The sequence below is a fragment of the Streptomyces composti genome, from assembly GCF_012034205.1.
GTDB lineage: Bacteria > Actinomycetota > Actinomycetes > Streptomycetales > Streptomycetaceae > Streptomyces > Streptomyces composti.
In genome coordinates this window covers 239699-261133 of record NZ_JAATEM010000003.1, presented here as the reverse complement: position 1 = coordinate 261133, position 21435 = coordinate 239699, and the positions used below count along the sequence as shown (strand labels likewise).

20 protein-coding genes and 1 pseudogene are annotated in these 21435 nt (G+C 72.7%); 5 read left to right on the top strand and 16 right to left on the bottom strand.

Annotation, left to right across the window (positions count from 1 at the left end):
• The first annotated feature begins 243 nt into the window (after window positions 1-243).
• Complete coding sequence (locus HCJ93_RS29265) at window positions 244-2961, top strand: erythromycin esterase family protein (protein ID WP_240967429.1); 2718 nt, start codon at window positions 244-246, stop codon at window positions 2959-2961.
• 21 nt (window positions 2962-2982) lie between these two features.
• On the opposite strand, the gene HCJ93_RS04335 is transcribed toward HCJ93_RS29265, so the two are convergent.
• From HCJ93_RS04335 to tsaB, 4 genes are all read right to left on the bottom strand, one after another.
• Complete coding sequence (locus HCJ93_RS04335) at window positions 2983-3249, bottom strand: hypothetical protein (RefSeq protein WP_167991181.1); 267 nt, start codon at window positions 3247-3249, stop codon at window positions 2983-2985.
• A 61-nt stretch (window positions 3250-3310) separates the two neighbouring features.
• Window positions 3311-4408: a tRNA (adenosine(37)-N6)-threonylcarbamoyltransferase complex transferase subunit TsaD gene (gene tsaD / locus HCJ93_RS04330; protein ID WP_167991179.1), complete on the bottom strand. Its 1098-nt coding sequence runs from the start codon at window positions 4406-4408 to the stop codon at window positions 3311-3313.
• Between the two features lie 24 nt (window positions 4409-4432).
• Complete coding sequence (gene rimI, locus HCJ93_RS04325; RefSeq protein ID WP_373563548.1) at window positions 4433-4933, bottom strand: ribosomal protein S18-alanine N-acetyltransferase; 501 nt, start codon at window positions 4931-4933, stop codon at window positions 4433-4435.
• The gene (tsaB, locus tag HCJ93_RS04320; protein WP_167991178.1) at window positions 4930-5583 is read right to left on the bottom strand and encodes a tRNA (adenosine(37)-N6)-threonylcarbamoyltransferase complex dimerization subunit type 1 TsaB; all 654 of its coding nucleotides are present in this window, start codon (window positions 5581-5583) and stop codon (window positions 4930-4932) included. Before tsaB ends, rimI begins: the two co-directional genes overlap by 4 nt.
• Window positions 5584-5738: 155 nt before the next feature.
• Between tsaB and HCJ93_RS04315 the strand changes: the two genes are divergently transcribed.
• Window positions 5739-6290: a hypothetical protein gene (locus HCJ93_RS04315; protein ID WP_167991176.1), complete on the top strand. Its 552-nt coding sequence runs from the start codon at window positions 5739-5741 to the stop codon at window positions 6288-6290.
• Window positions 6291-6566: 276 nt separating this feature from the next.
• On the opposite strand, the gene HCJ93_RS04310 is transcribed toward HCJ93_RS04315, so the two are convergent.
• The 8 genes from HCJ93_RS04310 to HCJ93_RS04280 all read right to left on the bottom strand — a co-directional run bounded on the left by HCJ93_RS04310 (window position 6567) and on the right by HCJ93_RS04280 (window position 13693).
• Entirely contained in the window at window positions 6567-7544 is a 978-nt protein-coding gene (locus HCJ93_RS04310; RefSeq protein ID WP_167991174.1) for a D-2-hydroxyacid dehydrogenase family protein, read from the bottom strand.
• A 10-nt stretch (window positions 7545-7554) separates the two neighbouring features.
• A complete protein-coding gene (locus HCJ93_RS04305) occupies window positions 7555-7734 on the bottom strand; it encodes a hypothetical protein (protein ID WP_167991173.1) in 180 nt (59 codons plus the stop codon).
• A 203-nt stretch (window positions 7735-7937) separates the two neighbouring features.
• Window positions 7938-8384 carry a tRNA (adenosine(37)-N6)-threonylcarbamoyltransferase complex ATPase subunit type 1 TsaE gene (gene tsaE / locus HCJ93_RS04300; RefSeq protein WP_240967441.1) on the bottom strand — a complete coding sequence of 149 codons (447 nt, stop codon included), beginning with the start codon at window positions 8382-8384 and terminating at the stop codon, window positions 7938-7940.
• Window positions 8385-8616: 232 nt separating this feature from the next.
• On the bottom strand, window positions 8617-9870 hold the full coding sequence (locus HCJ93_RS04295; protein WP_167991171.1) for an alpha/beta fold hydrolase: 1254 nt from the start codon (window positions 9868-9870) through the stop codon (window positions 8617-8619).
• Between the two features lie 175 nt (window positions 9871-10045).
• On the bottom strand, window positions 10046-11218 hold the full coding sequence (gene alr / locus HCJ93_RS04290; RefSeq protein ID WP_167991170.1) for an alanine racemase: 1173 nt from the start codon (window positions 11216-11218) through the stop codon (window positions 10046-10048).
• 448 nt (window positions 11219-11666) lie between these two features.
• Window positions 11667-13136 (bottom strand): NAD(P)H-hydrate dehydratase, encoded by a 1470-nt coding sequence (locus HCJ93_RS04285; protein WP_167991168.1) that lies wholly within the window; start codon window positions 13134-13136, stop codon window positions 11667-11669.
• Window positions 13137-13187: 51 nt separating this feature from the next.
• Window positions 13188-13313, bottom strand: coding sequence for a hypothetical protein (locus HCJ93_RS29815; protein WP_277350676.1), 126 nt, complete (start codon window positions 13311-13313; stop codon window positions 13188-13190).
• An 8-nt stretch (window positions 13314-13321) separates the two neighbouring features.
• Entirely contained in the window at window positions 13322-13693 is a 372-nt protein-coding gene (locus HCJ93_RS04280; RefSeq protein WP_167991166.1) for a holo-ACP synthase, read from the bottom strand.
• Between the two features lie 109 nt (window positions 13694-13802).
• Between HCJ93_RS04280 and HCJ93_RS29810 the strand changes: the two are divergent.
• Window positions 13803-14084: pseudogene (locus HCJ93_RS29810) on the top strand (tyrosine-type recombinase/integrase); the annotation flags it as partial.
• A gap of 99 nt (window positions 14085-14183) precedes the next feature.
• On the opposite strand, the gene HCJ93_RS04270 reads toward HCJ93_RS29810, so the two are convergent.
• Window positions 14184-14666: a hypothetical protein gene (locus HCJ93_RS04270; protein WP_167991164.1), complete on the bottom strand. Its 483-nt coding sequence runs from the start codon at window positions 14664-14666 to the stop codon at window positions 14184-14186.
• Between the two features lie 413 nt (window positions 14667-15079).
• On the bottom strand, window positions 15080-16927 hold the full coding sequence (glmS, locus tag HCJ93_RS04265) for a glutamine--fructose-6-phosphate transaminase (isomerizing) (RefSeq protein ID WP_167991163.1): 1848 nt from the start codon (window positions 16925-16927) through the stop codon (window positions 15080-15082).
• Window positions 16928-17056: 129 nt separating this feature from the next.
• Between glmS and HCJ93_RS04260 the strand changes: the two genes are divergently transcribed.
• Window positions 17057-17503 (top strand): ankyrin repeat domain-containing protein, encoded by a 447-nt coding sequence (locus HCJ93_RS04260; RefSeq protein ID WP_167991161.1) that lies wholly within the window; start codon window positions 17057-17059, stop codon window positions 17501-17503.
• A gap of 7 nt (window positions 17504-17510) precedes the next feature.
• On the opposite strand, the gene HCJ93_RS04255 is transcribed toward HCJ93_RS04260, so the two are convergent.
• Window positions 17511-18290: a hypothetical protein gene (locus HCJ93_RS04255; protein ID WP_167991160.1), complete on the bottom strand. Its 780-nt coding sequence runs from the start codon at window positions 18288-18290 to the stop codon at window positions 17511-17513.
• Window positions 18291-18966: 676 nt separating this feature from the next.
• Here HCJ93_RS04255 and coaA point away from each other — a divergent pair.
• A complete protein-coding gene (gene coaA / locus HCJ93_RS04250) occupies window positions 18967-19956 on the top strand; it encodes a type I pantothenate kinase (protein ID WP_167991159.1) in 990 nt (329 codons plus the stop codon).
• A gap of 69 nt (window positions 19957-20025) precedes the next feature.
• Here coaA and glmM read toward each other — a convergent pair whose 3' ends face one another.
• On the bottom strand, window positions 20026-21384 hold the full coding sequence (gene glmM / locus HCJ93_RS04245) for a phosphoglucosamine mutase (protein WP_167991158.1): 1359 nt from the start codon (window positions 21382-21384) through the stop codon (window positions 20026-20028).
• Window positions 21385-21435: the final 51 nt, after the last annotated feature.

Sequence of the window (21435 nt, the reverse complement as noted above, 5' to 3'; positions counted from 1 at the left end):
CCTCCGCTCCGCCGGCGCCAAGGAGCCGGGCGAGCACGGCCGGTGGCGGCCACGCCGGACACCGGCGCGACGGACACCGGCCGCGACGGCACTCGCACTCGCCTCCCCCCCCTGCCTCCGGGCGGCCGGCACCGCCGCAAACGCGGGGGGAGAGCCTCCCGGCGTCAAGGGCCTCACCCGGCGTTGCTCCGGCCGGGTGACCGGTGAAGGGCGCCCGGAGGCCCGTGCGGCGAAGCTGGCCGCATGGCACCTTCCCCGACCAGGCGGTTCACCCTGGCCGCGCGGCTTCTGATCGCCGCCCTCGTCTGGCTCGTCGTCGTCCCCGGCACGGTCGCGATGTCCCCGGCAGGAGGTGACTCCGGTCCCCCGGACCGGCCCGCCGCCGGGGATCCGCTGCCGGGCCTGGAGCACATCGCCCGCCCGCTGCGGAGCACCGACCCCACGTCTCCCGCCGGCGACCTGCGGCCCCTCGTCCGTGCGGTCGGCGACGCGGTGGTCGTCGGCGTCGGCGAGGCCGCCCACGGCTCCCGCGACTTCGTCACCTTCCGCGACCGGGTCTTCCGGCACCTGGTCGAGGAGAAGGGCTTCAGGGCCTTCGCCCTGGAGGCCAACTGGAGTGCCGGAGTCCGTCTGGACGAGTATCTGCGCACCGGGCGCGGCGACCCGGTGCGGATCATGTCCGAGGAGTTCCAGAACGCCCATGCGCTGCTGCACAGCCAGGACTATCTGGACACGATCCGCTGGATGCGCCGGTACAACAGCGCCCACCCCGGCGACCCGGTCCGCTTCGTCGGCACCGACAACGGCTACGCCGGACCCGAGCTGTACGACCGGGTGGAGGAGCACGTCCGGCGAGCCCACCCCGAGCTGCTCCCGCAGGTCACCGAGCTGTACCGGGGACTGCGGCCCACGGTGTCCATGCACGAGTGGGTGCGCACCGCCATGGCCGCGCCCCTGGGCGAGCGGCGGGAGCGGGCCGAACGTACCGGCAAGGTCCTCGAACTGCTCCGCGCCCGCGGCTCCGCGGGGACCGCCCGCGGCTCGACCGGGGCGGACGACGACCACGTCTGGGCGGTGCAGCACGCCACCGCCGTCGACCAGGTGGCGCGCCTGTACGCCTTCGACTTCGCGGACCCCGAGGTCGCGCCGCAGGCCATGGCCTACCGCGACAGGGTGATGGCGGAGAACACCCTGTGGTGGCACCGGCGGACCGGCCAGAAGGTGGTGGCCGGCGGCCACAACAGCCACCTGTATCTGACGAGTTCCACCCCGGACCTCCCCCTCCCCCAGGGCCAGGTGCTCAGGGAGCGGCTGGGCGAGGGCTACGTGATGGTGGCCGCCTCCTTCGACCGGGGCACCGTGCACGCCACCGAGAAGAACCTGCAGAACCCCACGGACGAGGACATCCGCCGCTTCGAGGTGGAGCCCGCCGCCCCCGGCACCGTCGAGCACATGCTGGACCGGGTGAGCCACGCCGACTGGTACGCGGACCTGCGCACCGCGCCGCCCCCGGCCCGCGCCTGGCTGAACACCGCCCTGCCCAAGCGGGAGATCGGCACCGACTACCCGCCGGACGGCGACCAGGTCGCCCTGCTGCGGATGGCCGACCTGGTGGTGCACCTGCACGAGATCCGGCCCAGCCGCAGGCTCGACCGGGTACCGGCGCAGGCGCGGACGCCGGCGTCCGGCGGGGCCGCCGGCACCGACCCGCTGCCCGCCCTGCGGGCCGCCGCCCGCCCCCTGCGCACCGTGGAACCCGAAGGCCCCTTCACCGATCTGCGCCCGCTGGGCGAGGCGCTGGGCGACGCCCGGCTGGTGGGCGTCGGGCAGGCCTCCCACGGCGGCCACGAGTTCCAGGCCTTCCAGCACCGGGCGTTGCGGTACCTGGTCGCCGAGAAGGGCTTCCGCTCCCTGGTCCTCGAGGCCCCCTGGAGCACCGGGGTGCGTCTGGACGACTATCTGCGCACCGGGCGCGGCGACCCGCTCCGGATCATGTCCGATGAGCTGCACAGCGGCTACCTCTTCATGCACACCCGCGAGATCCTCGGCCTGATCCGCTGGATGCGCCAGTACAACATCGCCCACCCCGGCGACCCGCTCCGCTTCGCCGGCAACGACAGCAGCTACGCGGGCCCCCAGCTGTACGACCGGGTGGAGGAGCACGTCCGGCGGGCCCACCCGGACCTACTCCCGCGGGTGAGGGAGCTGTACCGCGGTCTGCGGCCCACGCTGCCCGCCCTGGAGTACATGATCGGCTACCTCGGCGAGCCCCTGGACGTGCGCCGGGAGAAGGCGGAACGCACCGCCGAGGTGCTGGAACTGCTGCGCGAGCGCACCCCGAAGGAGCGCACCGAGCAGGACCACCTCTGGGCGGTGCAGCACGCCACCGCCGTCGACCAGGTCGCCCGCCAGTACGCCTTCGACTACGACGACCCGGACGAGGCGCGACGGGCCATGGCCTACCGCGACACGATGATGGCGGACAACACCCTGTGGTGGCTGGAGCAGACCGGGGACCGCACGGTGCTGGCCGCCAGCAACGGCCATGTGTACCTGGAGGGTTACACCCCCGACTATCCGGTGATCCAGGGCGGCCTGCTGCGCCGCGCCCTCGGGGACGACTACCGGGTGGTGGGCGCGGCCTTCGGCCGGGGATCCTTCCTCGCCGCCGACCCGAGCGTCGCCGACCCGAGTGACACGGACGTGAAGAGGTTCTCCTCGGGCCCGATCGCCCCCGGCTCGGTGGAGGAGACGCTGGACCGGGTCGGTCACCCCCACTGGTTCGTCGACCTGCGCACCGCACCGGCCGCCGCCCGCGCCTGGCTGGGCGTCACCCGGCCCAAGCGGGAGATCGGAACGCATTGGCCCCGTCCCCCGGACCAGGTCAATGTGCTCCGCTCGGCGGACGTACTGGTGTACGTGCACCAGACCCGCCCGATCGAACTGCTCCCGCGCGTCTGACCCGGCCGTGCCGCGGGCGGTTCAGGCGGTGTTCTCGGCGCCCACCGACTCGAACCGCCACCGGTGCACCGCGCGGGTGATCAGCGAACCGTCGGGCTCCGGCAGTTCGGGCAGCTCCGCACCGTACGGGGCGTCCCACCAGGTGATGACGAGAACCCGGTCCTGCGGAGCCCGGAAGGTCTCCCGGCGCAGCGGGACGGGTTCCAGCCGCTGCGCCCGCGCCCACTCGAGCAGCTCGCCGCCCCGGCCGGGCACCGCCCGCGCCTCCCACATCAGCGCGACCGTCACGACGTCAGGATCTCCTTGCCCGTCATCAGTACAGGTTCTGCCCGCCCGCCATGAGCACCCGTCATGAGTACAGGTTCTGCTTGCTGAGCTCGTGCACGTGGTCGTGGGAGCGGGCCTCGCCCGGCACATGCGGGTCGGTCACCGGCAGCGAGGAGTCGGCCGACAGCTCCCAGTCGGAGGCGGGCCGGTTCCGGGCGACCATCTCGGCGCCCAGCGCGGCCACCATCGCCCCGTTGTCGGTGCACAGCTTGGGCCGCGGCACCCGCAACCGGATCCCGGCCGCCTCGCAGCGCTCCTGGGCCAGCGCCCGCAGCCGCGAGTTGGCGGCCACCCCGCCGCCGATCATCAGATGGTCGACGCCCTCGTCCTTGCAGGCGCGCACCGCCTTGCGGGTGAGCACGTCCACCACCGCCTCCTGGAAGGAGGCCGCCACGTCACGCACCGGCACCTCCTCTCCGGCCGCCCGCTTGGCCTCGATCCAGCGGGCCACGGCGGTCTTCAGGCCGGAGAAGGAGAAGTCGTAGGCCGGGTCGCGCGGCCCGGTCAGGCCGCGCGGGAAGGCGATCGCGTCCGGGTCGCCCTCCTGCGCGTACCGGTCGATGACCGGCCCGCCGGGGAAGCCGAGGTCGAGCACACGGGCGATCTTGTCGAAGGCCTCGCCGGCCGCGTCGTCGATGGTGGCGCCCATCGGGCGGACGTCGGTGGTGATGTCGCTGGACAGCAGCAGCGAGGAGTGCCCGCCGGAGACCAGCAGCGCCATGGTCGGCTCGGGGAGCGGACCGTGCTCGAGCTGGTCGACGCAGATGTGCGAGGCGAGGTGGTTGACCCCGTACAGGGGCTTGCCGAGGGCGTAGGCGAAGGCCTTCGCCGCCGAGACGCCGACCAGCAGCGCACCGGCGAGCCCCGGGCCCGCGGTGACGGCGATGCCGTCCAGGTCCCGCGCGCTCACCCCGGCCTCCTCCAGCGCGCGCTGGATCGTCGGCACCATCGCCTCCAGGTGCGCCCGCGACGCCACCTCGGGGACGACCCCGCCGAAGCGGGCGTGCTCGTCGACGCTGGAGGCGACCGCGTCCGCCAGCAGCGTGGTGCCGCGGACGATGCCGACGCCGGTCTCGTCGCAGGAGGTCTCGATCCCCAGGACCAGGGGTTCGTCAGCCATTGATCTCGGTTCCTTGTACGCCGTTCACCGGAGGGCCGGTGGGACTGAGGTGGAAGGGTCGGACAGGCGCATCACCAGCGCGTCCACATTGCCCGGCTGGTAGTAGCCGCGCCGGACGCCGATGACCTCGAAGCCGAAGCGCTCGTAGAGCTTCTGGGCGCGGACGTTGTCGATCCGGCACTCCAGCATCACCTCGGAGCACTCGAAGGCGGTCGCCGCCCGCAGCAGCTCGGTGAGCAGCCGCGAGCCGAGGCCGGTGCCCCAGTGGTCGCGGGTGACCGCGATGGTCTGGACGTCGCCCTGACCACCGGAGGCGGCGAGCCCCGCGTAGCCGACGATCCGGTCGCCCTCCTGGGCCACGACATAGCGGCGGGTCGCCCCGTGGCCGCGGGAGTGGGCCAGCTCGGACCAGAACATGCCCCGGGACCAGGCGTCCTCGGGGAACAGCTCCCGCTCCAGCTCCAGCACGGGTTCGATGTCCCACCAGCGCATCTCGCGCAGCACGACGGTCTCGGTTCCGGTCACTTCGGGGTGACCACCTTGTAGTTCTTGGGGACCTGGGCGTCTGGCCGCCGCAGATACAGCGGCCTCGGTGCGGGCAGCTCCTGACCGGCGGCCAGCCGTTCGGCGGCGAGCCGGGCCAGGGCGGCCGCGGACACGTGCTCGGGCTCGTGCGCCCTGGGGAAGACCTCCGGATACAGCAGCGCCCCCGCGCCGACCGCGGGCAGGTCCTCGACCTGCTCGGCGATGTCGGCGGGCCGGTCGACGGCCGGGCCGCTCACCCGGGTGCGGGAGTCCGCGTAGCGGGCCCAGTAGACCTCCTTGCGGCGGGCGTCGGTCGCCACGACGAACGGCCCCGGCAGGTCGGCCGCGTAGGCGAGACCGTCCAGCGTGCACACACCGTGCACGGGGACGCCGAGCGCGAGCCCGAAGGTGTCCGCGGTCATCAGACCGACGCGCAGGCCCGTGTAGGGCCCCGGTCCGATGCCGACGACGATGCCGGTGACGGCGTCCAGCGTGCGGCCGGCCTCGGCGAGGACCCGGTCGATCGCCGGGAGCAGCAGTTCCCCGTGCCGGCGGGCGTCCACCTGGCTCGACGAGGCGATGATGTCGTCGCCGTCGTGCAGCGCGACCGTGACGGCAGGGGTGGCGGTATCCAGAGCGAGCAAGAGCACGCAAACAGCCTACGGCTCCCGCGCCTTCGCCACGGCCGCACGGTCCGGCCGGTCACGGGCTGCTACCGTCCGGAACACGTATGTACAGAACGGGCTGAAACGGTTCGGACAGGACAGGCGCCGGTCCGGAGACCGACAGGACAGGGGTGACGACGGTGGCAGGCACCAGCTCGGCGATCGTGGCGGGGCTGACCGCGGCGGCGCTCGCGACGGTCGGCTATCTCGGTCACCAGGCGGCCGAGAACGTCCCCGCCGGGCTGCGCGCCGCCGCGCAGCCGGGTACCGCACAGTCCGCGCCCAGGACACCCGGCCAGAACGGGAATCCCGAGACTCTTCCCGCCCGCTCAGGTCAGGGCACGCGGGTGGTGTACTCCCTGACCGCGGACCGGGTGTGGCTGGTCGAGGAGGACGGCCGCATCCGGCGCACCTTCCCCGTCCACCCCTCCACGGTGGACCCGGCGCCGGGCACCTACCGGGTCACCTCCCGCTCCAAGCGGGTCACCGGTTCGGACGGCGTTCCGGTCGAACACGTGGTGCGCTTCGCCAGCGTCGACGGCACGGTGATCGGCTTCAGCGCGGCACTCGACGGCTCCGTGCCGCAGCTCGACCCAAAGGTGCGCACCGGCGGAGTGCGGGAGACGCGGGCGGACGGGGCGGCGATGTGGCGGTTCGCCACGATCGGCCGGAAGGTCGTGGTGGTGCCGTAGCGGCCGCGGGCCCCGCCCTCGCCCGGGCGCTGTCGTCCCGTCCCGTCGGTCGAGGGCGAACCCGTCGCCGGCGTCGATCGCGGCGAACCCGTCGCCGGCGTCGATCGCGGCGAACCCGCCAGTCGAGCCGGTCCCGCCGGTCGAGCCGGTCCCGCCGGTCGAGCCGATCCCGTCGGTCGAGCCGATCCCGTCGGCTGAGGGCGAACCGCCACCAGCGTCGGTCGAGGCGAACCCGCCAGTCGAGCCGATCCCGCCGGCTGAAGCGGCCCCGTCCCGTCAGCCGAGGCGGCGCACCGGTTCGCCCGCGAGGTACGCCTGGATGTCCTCCACGGCCTGGCGGTAGTACGTCGCGTAGTTGTCCTGCGTGACATAGCCGAGGTGAGGGGTGGCGAGCAGCCGCGGCGCGGTGCGCATCGGATGGTCCGCCGGGAGCGGCTCGATGTCGAACACATCGAGGCCGGCGCCCGCGATCCGGCCCTCGTGCAGCGCGGCCAGCAGCGCCTTCTGGTCGACAATGGCCGCGCGGGAGGTGTTGACGAGATAGGCGGTGGGCTTCAGCAGGGCCAGCTCGGCCGGGCCGAGCAGGCCGCGGGTGCGGTCGCTGAGCTTGAGGTGCACGGTCAGGAAGTCGCTGCCGCTCAGCAAGTCCTCCAGGGAGGGCGCCCGTTCCACGCCCACCTCGTCGGCGCGCTCCTGGCTGAGGTTCTGGCTCCAGGCGCTCACCCGCATCCCGAAGGCCAGGCCGATCTGCGCCACCCGCCCGCCGATCCGGCCCAGACCCAGCACCCCGAGCCGGCGGCCGTGCAGATCGGCGCCGACCGTGGACTGCCAGGGGCCGCCCGTGCGCAGCGCGCCGTTCTCGGTGACCAGGTTGCGGGCGAGGCCGAGGAGCAGCGCCCAGGTCAGCTCCACCGGCGGGGTGGAGGAGCTGGCGGTGCCGCACACCGTCACGCCGTTGCGCTCGGCGGCCGCGAGGTCGATGGCCGAGTTGCGCATGCCGGAGGCGACGAGCAGTTTCAGGCGGGGCAGGCGGTCCAGCAACGTGCCGGGGAACGGCACCCGTTCACGCAGGGTCACCACGATGTCGAAGCCGGCCAGCCGCTCGGCCAGCTCGTCCTCGCCGGCGATGTGGTCGCGGAAGGTGACGACGTCGACGCGGTCCTCGAGCGGACTCCAGTCGGCCGACCGCAGGGCGGCGTCCTGGAAGTCGTCGAGCACGGCACAGCGCAGGCGAGAAGGCGAAGAATCGTTCACGCGGAAAAGGTTACGCGGCCTCGCGGCGGTCCCGCGCCGGCCCGGCGAGGTGCGGTTCTGGCGCGGGCGCGGACGGCGGGGTGGAGACCGCGGCCGCGGCGGCGCAGGCGGCGAGCAGATCACGCATGGACACCCCGGAGACCGGCTTCGGCTGCGCCGTAATCCTGCGGGCGCTCTCGGTGGCCGACATGGACGCCTCCTGGGGGCCGGGGGGCGGAAAGCAGTCAGGAATCGGTGCCCGGGGCACCGAAGGGGTACTTAGGTACACCTAACTACGTGCTGGATACCATGTGACCACGCCCGACGGCCCGGGCGCAACATTTTCCCGACGCCTTGTCGGAAACTCCCGCCGGAGGGCCACGGCCTCTCGCCGGAGGGCTACTGCTTCTTCGCCTACGCCGCCAGGACGCTCAGGTCGGTCTCCGCCCAGCGTTCGCCCAGACCGGTGAGGGTCACGTGCCGCAACTCGTCGGTGGTGTCGCCGACGGCGCGGTGGATGACGACCTGGAGCCGGTCCTCGGTCAGCTCCTCGACCTTGCCCTCGCCCCACTCCACGACGACCACCGACTCGGGCAGCGAGACGTCGAGGTCGAGGTCCTCCATCTCGTCCAGGCCCCCGGAGAGCCGGTAGGCGTCCACATGGACCAGCGGCGGACCGTCGCCCAGCGACGGGTGGACCCGGGCGATCACGAACGTCGGCGAGGTGACCGCACCCCGCACCCCGAGCCCTTCGCCGAGCCCCCGGGTCAGCGTGGTCTTGCCGGCGCCCAGCTCACCGCTGAGCATCACCAGGTCACCGGCGCGCAGCAGCTTGGCGAGGGTGCGGCCCAGCTCCCGCATCCGGTCGGCCGAGGTGACCGTCAGCTCGACCGTCTGCCCGCCCTGCCCGGCCTGCGCGGCCTGCGCGGCCTGTCCGGCGTGCCCGGCCTGCCCGGGCGACTCGGACCGCCCGGACCCCCCGGACGACTGATCCGCGGCGGGCTGACCGGCGGACCGCTCCCGGCCGGCGGACGGCCCTCGGTCGCCGGAGTGGCCGGAGTGGCCGGGGTGGCCGGAGCCGGAGGGCTCGTGCTCAGCCGGGTTGTGCCGTGCTGCTGGTGCTTCCATAGCCACCCACGGTAGCCCCTGCGGGCACCGCCCCCGCGCGGGTGAGCAGGTCGGCGAGACGGTCGGTGACCACCTCCGGTTGCTCCAGCATCACCAGGTGCCCGGCGTCCGGGACCAGCACCAGCTCGGCGTCCGGCAGCGCGTCGGCGATCGCCTCGCTGTGCTCGCTGGGGGTGACCAGGTCCTGCACCCCGGCCAGCACCAGCACCGGCAGACCCGCGAAGTGGGCGAGCGCCTCGGTCTTGTCGTGGTCGTTGAACGCCGGGTAGTACTCGGCGACCACGTCGATCGGCGTCGACTCGATCATCCGCTCGGCGAACCGGGCGATCGCCGGATCCACGTCCCGGGAGGCGAACGAGTACCGCTTGATGATCCCGGCGAACAGGTCCGCCGTCGCCCGCCGTCCCTTCTCCACCAGCTCGGCCCGCTGCCCCAGCGCCTTCAGCACCCCGGGCAGCACCCGCCGCACCGCGTTGACCCCGGCCACCGGGAGCCCGAAGTTCACCTCGCCGAGCCGCCCCGACGACGTACCGACCAGGGCCACGCCGACGACCCGGTCGCGGACCAGCTCCGGGTACTGGTCGGCCAGCGCCATCACCGTCATGCCGCCCATCGAGTGCCCCACCAGCACCAGCGGCCCCTCGGGCGCGGCGGCGTCGATCACGGCCTTCAGGTCCCGCCCCAGCTGCTCGATGGTGACCGGTTCGCCCCGCTCCAGTTGGGCGGCGCCCCGCGCGGAGCGCCCGTGGCTGCGCTGGTCCCAGTGCACGGTCCGTACGACACCCCGCAGCGCGGCCCGCTGGAAGTGCCAGGAGTCCTGGTTGAGGCAGTAGCCGTGGCTGAAGACCACGGTGACGGGCGCCGGCGACGTGCGGCCGAACAGCCGCCGGCGGCGGGCGGGGCCGGTCTCCTGCGCGGGATCGACGTCGTCGACCTCGTAGTACAGCTCGGTGCCGTCCTCGGCGTACGCCCGGCCCGGCGTGCCGCGCAGCGTGCCGTACGGGCCCGCCGAGTCGAGCACCAGCCGGGCCTTGCGGCGCATGCCCCGGCCGACGGTCATCCGCTCGATGGCGACGCCCGCGGCGGCGCCGGTGGCGAGCACGCCTATCGCGACGCCCGCGATGCCGGTCGCCCGGCGCCAGCCCCCGGACGCCCCGGCGGCGGAGGCGACGGCCGCGGTGGCGGCGCTCGCGGCGGCCTCCGCACTGCTCTCGGTCACGTACCGCTCCTTCTCACCGGCTGTTGCCCGACGGGGGGTGAGCCCCGCCGGACCCGTCTCCGCGTCACCTGTCACAGGCGAATGTCAGTCCGTCATCACCCGTCTGTGCATCGCTTACCCGCCCCGCCCCTCATTCACAGCGACGCGTTTCACAGCGGGGGCGTTCACCCCTCGCTCACGCGGACGCGTTCTTGTAGACGCGCGGGACGCGGGGTCCGATCCGGGTGACGATCTCGTACGCGATCGTGCCGGCGGCCTGTGCCCAGTCCTCGGCGGTGGGCTCGCCCCGGTCACCGGGCCCGAACAGCACGGCCTCCGTGCCCTCCGGCGGCATGTCGCCACCCAGGTCCACGACGAACTGGTCCATGGCGACCCGTCCCGCGACCGTGCGCCACTTGCCCTCGACCAGCACCGGGCCGGTGGAGGAGGCGTGCCGGGGGATGCCGTCCGCGTAGCCGAGGGGAACGAGGCCGAGGGTCGTCGGGCCCGGGGTGACGTAGTGGTGCCCGTAGCTGACGCCATGCCCGCCCGGGACCTTCTTGACCAGTGCCAGCGAGGCGGACACCGTCATCGCCGGCCGCAGCCCGAAGTCCGCGGAGCTGCCCAGCTCGGGGCTCGGCGAGACCCCGTACAGCGCGATGCCCGGCCGGACCAGGTCGAAATGGCTCTCGGGGAGGGTGAGGGTGGCCGGCGAGTTGGCGATGTGCCGCACCTCGGGCGTCGCGCCCCGCGCCTCGGCGTACGCGACCATCTCCCGGAAACGGGAGAGCTGGGCGGCGATCGAGGGATGCCCCGGCTCGTCGGCGCAGGCGAAGTGCGACCAGAGCCCCGCGATCCGCACCAGCCCGTCCCGTTCGGCCCGCAGCGCGGCGCCGACCAGTTCGGCCCAGTCCTCGGGCTGGCACCCGCTGCGCCCGAGCCCGGTGTCCGCCTTGAGGTGCACCAGCGCAGACCTCCCGGCGGCATGCGCGGCCCGGGTGACCTCCTCCAGCGCCCACAGCCCGCTCACCGACACGTCGAGGCCGGCCTCGACCGCCTCCCGCCAGGGCCCTCCGGGCGTCCACAGCCAGCACATGATCCGCACATCGGCCGGCAGCCCGGCCTCCGGCGCGCGCAGGGCCAGCGCCTCCTGGGGCGTTGCGGTACCCAGCCAGGTCGCCCCGGCCTCGACAGCCGCCCTGGCGCAGGCCGGCGCCCCGTGCCCGTACGCATCCGCCTTGACCACGGCCATCAGGGCAGCACCGGGCGCCAGCTCGCGCAGCCGGCGCACATTGCCCCGCAAGGCGTCCAGATCGATCTCGGCACGGGCGCGCAGGGTGCCGGTCCGCCGGGCTTCTGTCTCACTCATGGTTGGGTCAGTGTCTCAGAGGGGACGAGCGAGGTCTGTGACGGCTTTCTCGGCGCCGCCTCGCCCTCACCACTGGGGACGCACGGAGCAAACCGGATGGTTTCCGGCGCCTCCCCGCCTGCCACCCCGGACCAGCCCGCGGACGCGGGCGCCGGCACGCTCATCGACGGTGTCGTCGTCGAGGGCCGGTCCCCGCGGCTCCCGAGCTGCCGATCCCCCACGCTCGACCGCGCTCGCGCGGAAGGGCCGTCGTCACATCGGCGCCCTCGTCCGCCCCCGCAGCCGCACGCACCGGACCGCCGTGCATCCGCACTCACGGGCCCGGGCATTGCGCTCACGGGGACCGGACCCCGCTCACCGGCGCCGGCACAGCGCCGGCGATCCCCGCGGGCCGACATGAACGAAGACTTCAGCCGCCCGCCTCCCGCACCCCATCCCCTCACATCCCCTATACGCCGATCTCCCGCACGACGTCCCGCCAGGCCCGCGGAATCGCCGCAGCCACGTCATGCGCCCCGACCGGCGCCGCGCCGCCCCCCGGCCCCGTCTCCGCCCCCGCCGCGAGCCGTCCGGCCAGGCCGTGCAGATACGCCCCCGCGCTCCCCGCGTCCCGCGCCTGCAACCCGGCCGCCAGCAGAGAGCCTGCGAGCCCGGACAGCACGTCACCGCTCCCCGCGGTCGCCAGCCACGAGGTCCCCGTCGGATTCACCCGCACGGGCCCACCCCCCGGCTCCGCCACCAGCGTGGTGGACCCCTTCAGCAGCACCGTCGCCCCGTACCGCTCCGCCAGTTCCTTCACCGCCGCCAGCCGTCCGCGCTCGACCTCCTCCCGCTCGACACCGAGCAGCGCGGCGGCCTCCCCCGCGTGCGGGGTCATCAGCGTCGGCGCCTTCCGCGCGCGCACCGCCGCCGCATCCGCCAGCCGCAGCCCGTCCGCGTCGATCAGCACCGGCACGTCCGCCGCCAGCACCTCCCCCACCGTGGCCGCGTCGTCCCCGGCGCCCGGCCCGGTCACCCACGCCTGCACCCGCCCCGCGTGCTTGGGCCCCCGGTCCGACACCAGCGTCTCGGGGTACCGGGCGATCACAGCGCTCCCCGCGGGCCCCACGTACCGCACGGCCCCCGCCCCGCCCCGCAGCGCACCCGCCACCGCGAGCACCGCGGCACCCGGATACCGCGCGGACCCGGCGGCGATCCCCACGACTCCCCGCCGGTACTTGTCACTCTCCGCCCGCGGCACCGGCAGCAGCCGCGCCACATCCGCATGCTGCAGGGCCTCCAGGGCGGCCTGGTCCTGCGCGAGGTCGAGTCCGATGTCGACCAGCCGCACCAGCCCCGCGTACTCCCGCGCGGGATCGATCAGCAGCCCCGGCTTGTGCGTCCCGAACGTCACCGTGAGATCCGCCCGCAGGGCGACCCCGTGCACCTCCCCGGTGTCGACGTCCACACCGCTCGGCAGATCCACCGCCACGACCACCGCCCGCGACCGCTCCGCAGCGGCGGCCAACGGCACCGCGTTCGGGCGCAGTCCGCCTTTCCCGCCGATCCCGACGATCCCGTCCAGCACGAGATCGGCCCGTTCGATCAGCTGCTCGGCACCGTCCGTCCCCACGGCCCGGCCACCCGCACGGCGCAACGCCGCGAGCCCGCCGGCGTGCGCCCGCTCCGGCGACAGCAGCACCGCGCTCACCCCGGCGCCCCGCCTCGCCAGCCGGGCACCGGCGTACAGGGCGTCCCCGCCGTTGTCCCCGCTGCCGACCAGCAGCACGACCCGGCTGCCGTAGACCCGCCCCAGCACATCCGCGCAGGCGGCGGCGAGCCCGGCCGCGGCGCGCTGCATCAGCGCCCCCTCCGGCAGCCGCGCCATCAGGTCCCGCTCCGCCGCCCTGACCTTCTCCACGCTGTACGCAGTACGCATGCGTCCGAGTCTCCCGCAGACACAACACGCACGCCCGCCCGCGCGGTCAGGTCAGCGACGCCGATTCCGCATCAACCGCACCAGCGCGAACACGACCGCGAGCGTGGCGGCGACGACCAGCATGGCCTGCCCCCACATCGGCAGATCCACCCCGGCCCCGGGAAACCCCAGCGTCACAGCGTTCCTCACCCCTCCGCGATCACGACCGCCGACGCGACCCCCGCGTCATGACTGAGCGACACATGCCACGACCGCACGCCCAGTTCGGCGGCCCTCGCCGCCACGGTCCCCTTCACCCGCAGCCGGGGTTGCCCGCTGTCCTCGACGTAAACCTCGGCATCGGTCCAGTACATCCCCGACGGCGCCCCCAGCGCCTTCGCCAACGCCTCTTTCGCGGCGAACCGCGCAGCCAGCGAGGCGACCCCCCGCCGCTCCCCACTCGGCAACAGCAACTCGCTCTCGAGAAACAGCCGCTGAGCCAGCCCGGGCGTCCGCTCCAGAGACGCCGCAAACCGATCGATCTCAGCTACGTCGATCCCGACGCCGATGATGCTCATGGGGGCACCCTACGACCCTGCCCGCAGGACGCCTGCCGTCCTCACGCGCTGAGCGTCCCCGCCTACGAAGCCACCCTCTCCACGCCCCGGAGGGGAGCCTTCATGTCCCTCCGTGCTCCTCCGCAAGGCCAGCCTCCGCCGCATCCGCTTCCACGACCTCCGACACTCCACCGCCACCCTCCTCCTGGAACAGGGCGTCGAACTCGTCGTCATCAAGGAACTCCTCGGCCACGCCCACATCGGCGTCACCGCCACCGTCTATGCCCACGTCCGACTCCGCCTCCAACGAGACGCCATCGACGCCCTCGGCACCGCGCTCGTGGGCCGGGAGACCACCGAGACGGCACGCTCCGACGGCGACGAACCGCCACCCTGCGCCTCGCTCGTCCGCTGCCGTTGCCGTCAACTACTGCCGTCACCCCACGCAGAAGCCCTGCCAGGACGCACCTGGCAGGGCTTCAGATCTGCATGCGCGCCGCGTCGAACGCGATCAACTTTCTGTTGATCCACTCCTGAACCAGAAGTGCGTCAGCTCACTTTGATGACTCACTCCCACCACAACAGGACCGCAGCTTGCCTCGACAGCCGTCACAGCTCCACCGAGGGTTAGTAGTTCGCCTTCCGGAAGGCGAACATGCGACAGGTCGACAGTTTTTCTCACACTCCGAATGGCAGGGTCGACGTCCTCCCATTCCGAGATGTCGAATACTGGCACGACATCCCCGAGCAATTCCGGTTCGGGAACCGAGTCCAGGCCACCCCCTTCCGGGGGAAGGTCGATAACCGTCAAGCTCATCAGTTGACCACTTTCAGGGTGCACCCGGACCTCAAGATAGCCGCCAGAGCTGCCGGAAATCATCAGGTAAAGAGGTTGGCGATCCCTGTCGACTTCCCATGAGGCATCCAGCGGGATCCACGGATCCTGCTCTACAACGGCACCGGGACAGGGAGCCCACCGAGTTACTTTTACCATCGGCTACTCCTGACCGACATGGAGAGCGTGAACGAGAGCGGGGAGTGGATCTTGCTGGCGCTGACTGAACTCAAGCTCCCAACCGCCGGAAGTAACCATCCTTCCTGCAGGAACGCCATTCCGAGTCGCCCCTGCAACGGCAGATTGCAAGCTGCGAAGCTGAACCTGGGTAGCCAGTCGCCTCGCCGGTGAGCTGATAGGTGTACTTGGCCACGTCCGCCGGACGAGTGGAAGGTGAAGGTGCCGTAGTCGCCGACGCCGGAGTGCCTGGTCTCGTCCTCCGGATAATCGGCGGAGGTCACCTTGAGATCGATCACACAGTCACGCCGAGCGACCATCGCAGATCTGCCCGAAATCGTACACGGGATCCCGGACGGAGTTCTCGCACCCAGGCGCTCGCCCCGCCGCCGGCCCTACTCCACCGTCACCGACTTCGCCAGGTTCCGCGGCTGGTCCACCTCGTTGCCGCGGGCCGTGGCCAGTTCGCAGGCGAAGACCTGGAGGGGGACCGTCGCCACCAGGGGCTGCAGCAGCACCGGTGTGGCCGGGATGCGGATCAGGTGGTCGGCGTAGGGGACGACCGCCTCGTCGCCCTCCTCCGCGATGACGATGGTCCGTGCGCCGCGGGCCCGGATCTCCTGGATGTTGGAGACGATCTTGTCGTGCAGGACGGAACGGCCGCGGGGTGACGGCACGACGACCACGACGGGCAGGTCCTGCTCGATCAGTGCGATGGGCCCGTGCTTCAGCTCGCCCGCCGCGAAGCCCTCCGCGTGCATGTAGGCGAGTTCCTTCAGCTTGAGGGCGCCCTCCAGGGCGACGGGGTATCCGACGTGCCGGCCGAGGAAGAGGACGGTGTTCTTTCCGGCCAGGGAACGGGCCAGCTCCCGCACCGGGCCCATGGTCTCCAGCACCCGTTCCACGGCTTTGGAGATGGAGGAGAGATCCCGTACGACCGCCCGGATCTCGTCGGCCCACTTGGTGCCCCGCACCTGCGCCAGATAGAGGGCGACGAGGTAGCAGGCGACCAGCTGGGTCAGGAACGCCTTGGTGGAGGCGACCGCGACCTCCGGACCGGCGTGCGTGTAGAGCACCGCGTCCGACTCCCGCGGGATCGTCGAGCCGTTGGTGTTGCAGATCGCCAGGACACGGGCGCCCTGCTCGCGGGCGTGCCGCAGCGCCATCAGCGTGTCCATGGTCTCGCCGGACTGGGAGATCGCGACGACCAGGGTCTGCTGGTCGAGGATCGGGTCCCGGTAGCGGAATTCGCTGGCCAGCTCCACCTCGCAGGGGATCCGCGTCCAGTGCTCGATGGCGTACTTGGCGATCAGCCCGGCGTGGAAGGCCGTACCGCATGCCACGATGACGACCTTGTCGACCTCGCGCAGCACACCGTCAGGGATCCGCACCTCGTCCAGCGACAGCGTGCCGGAGCCGTCGATCCGCCCCAGCAGCGTGTCGGCGACGGCCTTCGGCTGCTCGGCGATCTCCTTGAGCATGAAGTAGTCGTAGCCGCCCTTCTCGGCGGCGGAGGCGTCCCAGTCGACGTGGTACGGGTTCACCTCGGCGGGGCTGCCGTCGAAGCCGGTGACGGTGACGGAGTCCCGGCGCAGCTCCACCACCTGGTCCTGGCCGAGTTCGATCGCGGACCGGGTGTGCGCGATGAACGCGGCGACGTCCGAGGCGAGGAACGACTCGCCCTCGCCGATGCCCACGACCAGTGGTGAGCTGCGCCGCGCGCCCACCACGACGTCCGGCTCGTCGGCGTGCACGGCGACCAGGGTGAACGCCCCCTCCAGCCGCCGGCACACCAGCCGCATCGCCTCGGCGAGGTCGGCGCAGGAGGAGAACTCCTCGGCGAGCAGGTGGGCGACCACCTCGGTGTCCGTCTCGGAGGTCAGTTCATGGCCGCGCTCGGTGAGTTCGGCGCGCAGGGCGGCGAAGTTCTCGATGATGCCGTTGTGGACGACGGCGACCCGGCCGGCGTTGTCGAGGTGCGGGTGGGCGTTGGAGTCGGTCGGTCCGCCGTGGGTGGCCCACCGGGTGTGTCCGATCCCGGTCGTGCCCGTGGGCAGCGGCCGTTCGGCCAGCTCCTTCTCCAGGTTGACCAGCTTCCCGGCCCGCTTGGCGGTGGCCAGACCGCCGTCCGCGAGGACGGCGACCCCTGCCGAGTCGTAGCCCCGGTACTCCAGCCGCTTCAGCCCTGCGGTCACCACGTCGAGCGCCGACTGCGTACCCACATAACCCACGATTCCGCACATACAGGGCACCCTATGGCCCGTCAGCCACCCGGATCGGCCTCCACCTGCCCGGAATCGGAAATTCCCACTACCGTACGAACGGCCGGCGGGACCTTCCCCGAGTCACGGCTCGGGGTAGCCTCGGCCGCCATGAACCACCGTCGGCGCAAGAAACTCACCCGGCGTCTCGTGGACGCGATCGTCGTGGGCGACACGGCCGGAGTGCGCGCGGCGCTGCGAGCCGGCGCCGACCCGGAGCACCCCGGCGGCGAGGGCGCGACGCCGCTCTATCTGGCCGCCGTGAGCGGACACGCGCAGATCGCCCGCCTGCTGCTGAGCGCCGGCGCCCGCCCGGACACCGAGAGCGGCGGGGCCGGCTCGGAGGGCACACCGCTGTGCGCGGCCGCGTGCTGGGGACACATCGGCGCCGTACGCGAACTGCTCGCGCACGGCGCCGACCCGAACCTCCGCGAGGACCACGGCACCGGCCGCACCGCCCTGGAGTGGGCCCGGGAGGGCGGGCACACCGAGACGGCGGAGCTGCTCGCCGAGGCGGGCGGGGAGGGCGTCGGCGAGCCCCGGCCTCCCCGCCCCTGAACGCACGTCAGCCGAGCTTGGACACCTGCGCGTCCACCACGTCCGCGGGCACCTCGAAGTCCTTGCCGTCGGCCATCGCCGCCAGGTTCACGACGGTGAAGGTCACCACGGTCGAGCCCTTGCGGACGGCGACGACCTTGTTCGGGGCCTCGAGCCCGCCTTCGGCCGCCAGAGTGAGCGTGATGGCCGCGCTCTCGTCGCCGCCCTTCGGCGCGGCGGTCGTGGCGACCTTGGCGATCTCCAGCTTCTCGCCGCTCGTGGTGGTCTTGAAGCCGCCGGTGCACTTCTCGGCCGCGGCGCTCAGGCCCTTCATGGCCTTCTCCGCGCCGCCGTCCTCGTACGAGGCGAGGGTGATCAGCATCTTCGAGACGTCCAGGGCCGCCCCGAGGGCCTCCTCGGGGTCGGTGTCCGCGGCGGGCTTCTTCGGCTCGCCGGTCCACGAGCGCTTCGCCGTCGCCGCCGGGTCGCCCTGCGCGACGCCCGCCTGCGCACGGGCCAGCGGCAGGCAGGCCCCGTCCTCGGCCTTCACCTGGTCCGCGGTGAGGTCGTCGCTCGCCGGGACCTCGGCGGCGACCTTGCCCTTCTCGACGTCCGACTGCGCCAGAGCGGCCTTCTCCAGCTCTGCGCCGGTCAGCGCCTTCGCCGCGGGGGCGGGCGCCGCGGTCGGCTCGGAGGCACCCTTGCCCTCGTCGGCCTTCTCCCCGTCGCCACCGCAGGCGGTGACCAGCAGGGTGAGGGCGGCGGCGGAGGCGGCCAGGGCGGTACGGCGGACGGATGTGGGCTTCACTGTCGGCTCTCTCTTCACTGGTGCGGAGAACTCCGCATGATGGTGCGCGCACCCTAGGCGCAGAATCCCCACAGATGATCAACAGAGAGACCACCCGGTATGCGAACGTGACACCGACGTGATCTTGAAACCGGCCCACGCCCCGGCGCATCGCCCGCGTACCGTCGACTCTCGGCCGACTTTCACCGACCGGCGGCCACCGTCTCCGCCCTTCGGTCACGAAACCTTCACAAGCGCCCCTTGGTCTGCGCAGCGTTGGTGAGCCGAGGCAACTGTCGCCCGAGGGAAAGGATCAGGCCGCCCGCCCCGCACGCGGCCGGGCGCCTCCCCTTCCCTCCCCCTCGGATCGATGCCTACAGTTTCGCCGCGCCTGAACGGATCTCACCACTCCGCTCACGCACCCATCGACCAGCGACCGGGGGAACGCGTCGCCAGGGGGAAGGGATGCGGGGCATGCCGGGCAAGAAGGCACCGGCATGCCCCGCAGCACCCCGGCACCGCTTCAGGCCCGCGCCATGCATGTCCGCGTGAGCGGTTCCCGGCATCGCCTCCACCTGGCCGAGGGGGAAGTACGGACCGCGCGAGAGGAGGCCCGGTCCGGTGGGCCCGGTGGGGGCGGGCGCCGACGTGACACACCCCACCCGCCATCGGGTTCGAACAGCGTTAACAATGGACTGTGATCTCACAGGTCTCCTCGACATCCCGGAGCGCCCACCGGCAGCGGCCGGAGACGACTCCCTACGTCGATCTCACCCGTGCCGAGTGGAGTGCGCTGCGCGACAAGACGCCGCTGCCGCTCACCGCCGAGGAGGTCGAGCAGCTGCGCGGACTCGGTGACGTCATCGACCTCGACGAGGTGCGGGACATCTACCTCCCGCTGTCCCGGCTGCTCAATCTCTACGTCAAGGCCACCGACGGGCTGCGCGGGGCCCTGAACACCTTCCTGGGCGAGCAGGGCTCCCAGTCGGGCACGCCGTTCGTCATAGGGGTCGCCGGTTCCGTCGCCGTCGGCAAGTCGACCGTGGCCCGCCTGCTGCGGGCCCTGCTGTCGCGCTGGCCCGAGCACCCCCGGGTCGAGCGGGTGACCACGGACGGGTTCCTGCTGCCGACCAAGGAGCTCCAGGCCCGCGGTCTGATGTCGCGCAAGGGCTTCCCCGAGTCGTACGACCGCCGTGCGCTCACCCGGTTCGTCGCCGACATCAAGGCCGGCAAGGACGAGGTCACCGCGCCGGTGTACTCGCATCTGAAGTACGACATCGTGCCGGACGAGAAGCTCGTGGTGCGCCGGCCGGACATCCTAATCGTCGAGGGGCTGAACGTCCTGCAGCCGGCCCTCCCGGGCAAGGACGGGCGCACCCGGGTCGGTCTCGCCGACTACTTCGACTTCAGCGTGTACGTGGACGCCCGCACCGAGGACATCGAGCGCTGGTACCTCGACCGCTTCAAGCGGCTGCGCGAGACCGCGTTCCAGAACCCGTCCTCGTACTTCCGCAAGTACACGCAGGTCTCCGAGGAGGAGGCCCTGGACTACGCCCGCACCATGTGGCGGACCATCAACGAGCCGAACCTGGTCGAGAACATCGCCCCTACCCGGGGCCGGGCCACCCTGGTACTGCGCAAGGGCCCGGACCACAAGGTCCAGCGCCTCAGTCTGCGCAAGCTGTAGGGGGAAAGCACGACGCGGCAGCACTTCCCTCCGGGGAAGCGGTGCCGCGTCATCGGTCCGGGCGGCGGGCTAGCCCAGCGCGGACTTCACCGCATCGGCCAGCCGGCCGGCGACGGTGCGGGCCTGGTCGCTGTCGGCCGCCTCGACCATGACCCGGACCAGCGGCTCGGTCCCGGAGGGGCGCAGCAGCACCCGTCCGGTCTCGCCGAGCTCCCGCTCCGCCTCCGCCACGGCCGCCGCGAGCTCCGGCGAGGTCTTCACCCGGGACTTGTCCACGTCCGGGACGTTGATCAGCACCTGCGGCAGCCGCTCCATCACCGCGGCCAGGTCGCGCAGCGTGCGGCCGGTCTGGGCGACCCGCGCGGCCAGCAGCAGGCCGGTGAGCGTGCCGTCGCCGGTGGTGGCGTGGTCCAGCACGATGACGTGCCCGGACTGCTCGCCGCCGAGCGCGTAGCCGCGCTCCTTCATCTCCTCCAGGACGTACCGGTCGCCGACGGCCGTCTGCACCAGCTGGATGCCCTCGCGCTCCATCGCCAGCTTGAAGCCGAGGTTCGACATCACGGTCGCCACCACGGTCTGCGAGCGCAGCGCGCCCCGCTCCCGCAGCGCCAGCGCCAGCACGGCGAGGATCTGGTCCCCGTCGACCTCCTCACCGGTGTGGTCGACGGCCAGGCAGCGGTCGGCGTCCCCGTCGTGCGCGATGCCGAGGTCGGCGCCGTGCTCGACGACGGCCGCCTTGAGCTTGTCCAGGTGGGTGGAGCCGCAGCCGTCGTTGATGTTGAGCCCGTCGGGGTCGGCACCGATGGTGACGACCTCGGCGCCGGCCCGGCTGAACGCCTCCGGCGACACCCGGGAGGCCGCGCCGTGCGCCTCGTCGAGGACGATCTTCAGCCCGTCGAGCCGGTTCGGCAGGACGCCGACGAGGTGGGCGACGTAGGTGTCGAGGCCCTCGTGGTAGTCCCGCACGCGGCCCACGCCGGCGCCGGTCGGCCGGTCCCAGGGCGCGCCGGTGCGGTGCTCCTCGTAGACGGCCTCGATGCGGTCCTCCAGCTCGTCGGCGAGTTTGTGACCGCCGCGGGCGAAGAACTTGATGCCGTTGTCGGGCATGGCGTTGTGGCTCGCGGAGAGCATCACGCCGAGGTCGGCGCCGAGCGCGGCGGTCAGGTGGGCGACGGCGGGCGTGGGCAGCACGCCGACCCGCAGCACGTCCACACCGGCGCTGGCCAGACCGGCGACGACGGCGGCCTCCAGGAACTCCCCGGAGGCGCGCGGATCGCGCCCGACCACCGCCGTGGGCCGGTGCCCTTCGAACGTGCCCGCCTCGGCCAGCACGTGCGCGGCGGCCACGGAGAGGCCGAGGGCCATCTCCGCGGTCAGGTCCGCGTTGGCGACACCACGCACGCCGTCCGTGCCGAAGAGTCGTCCCACTTGTCCTCCTGAGGAAGCATCAGTACCGAAACCGCGCCGTGGCGACGTCGG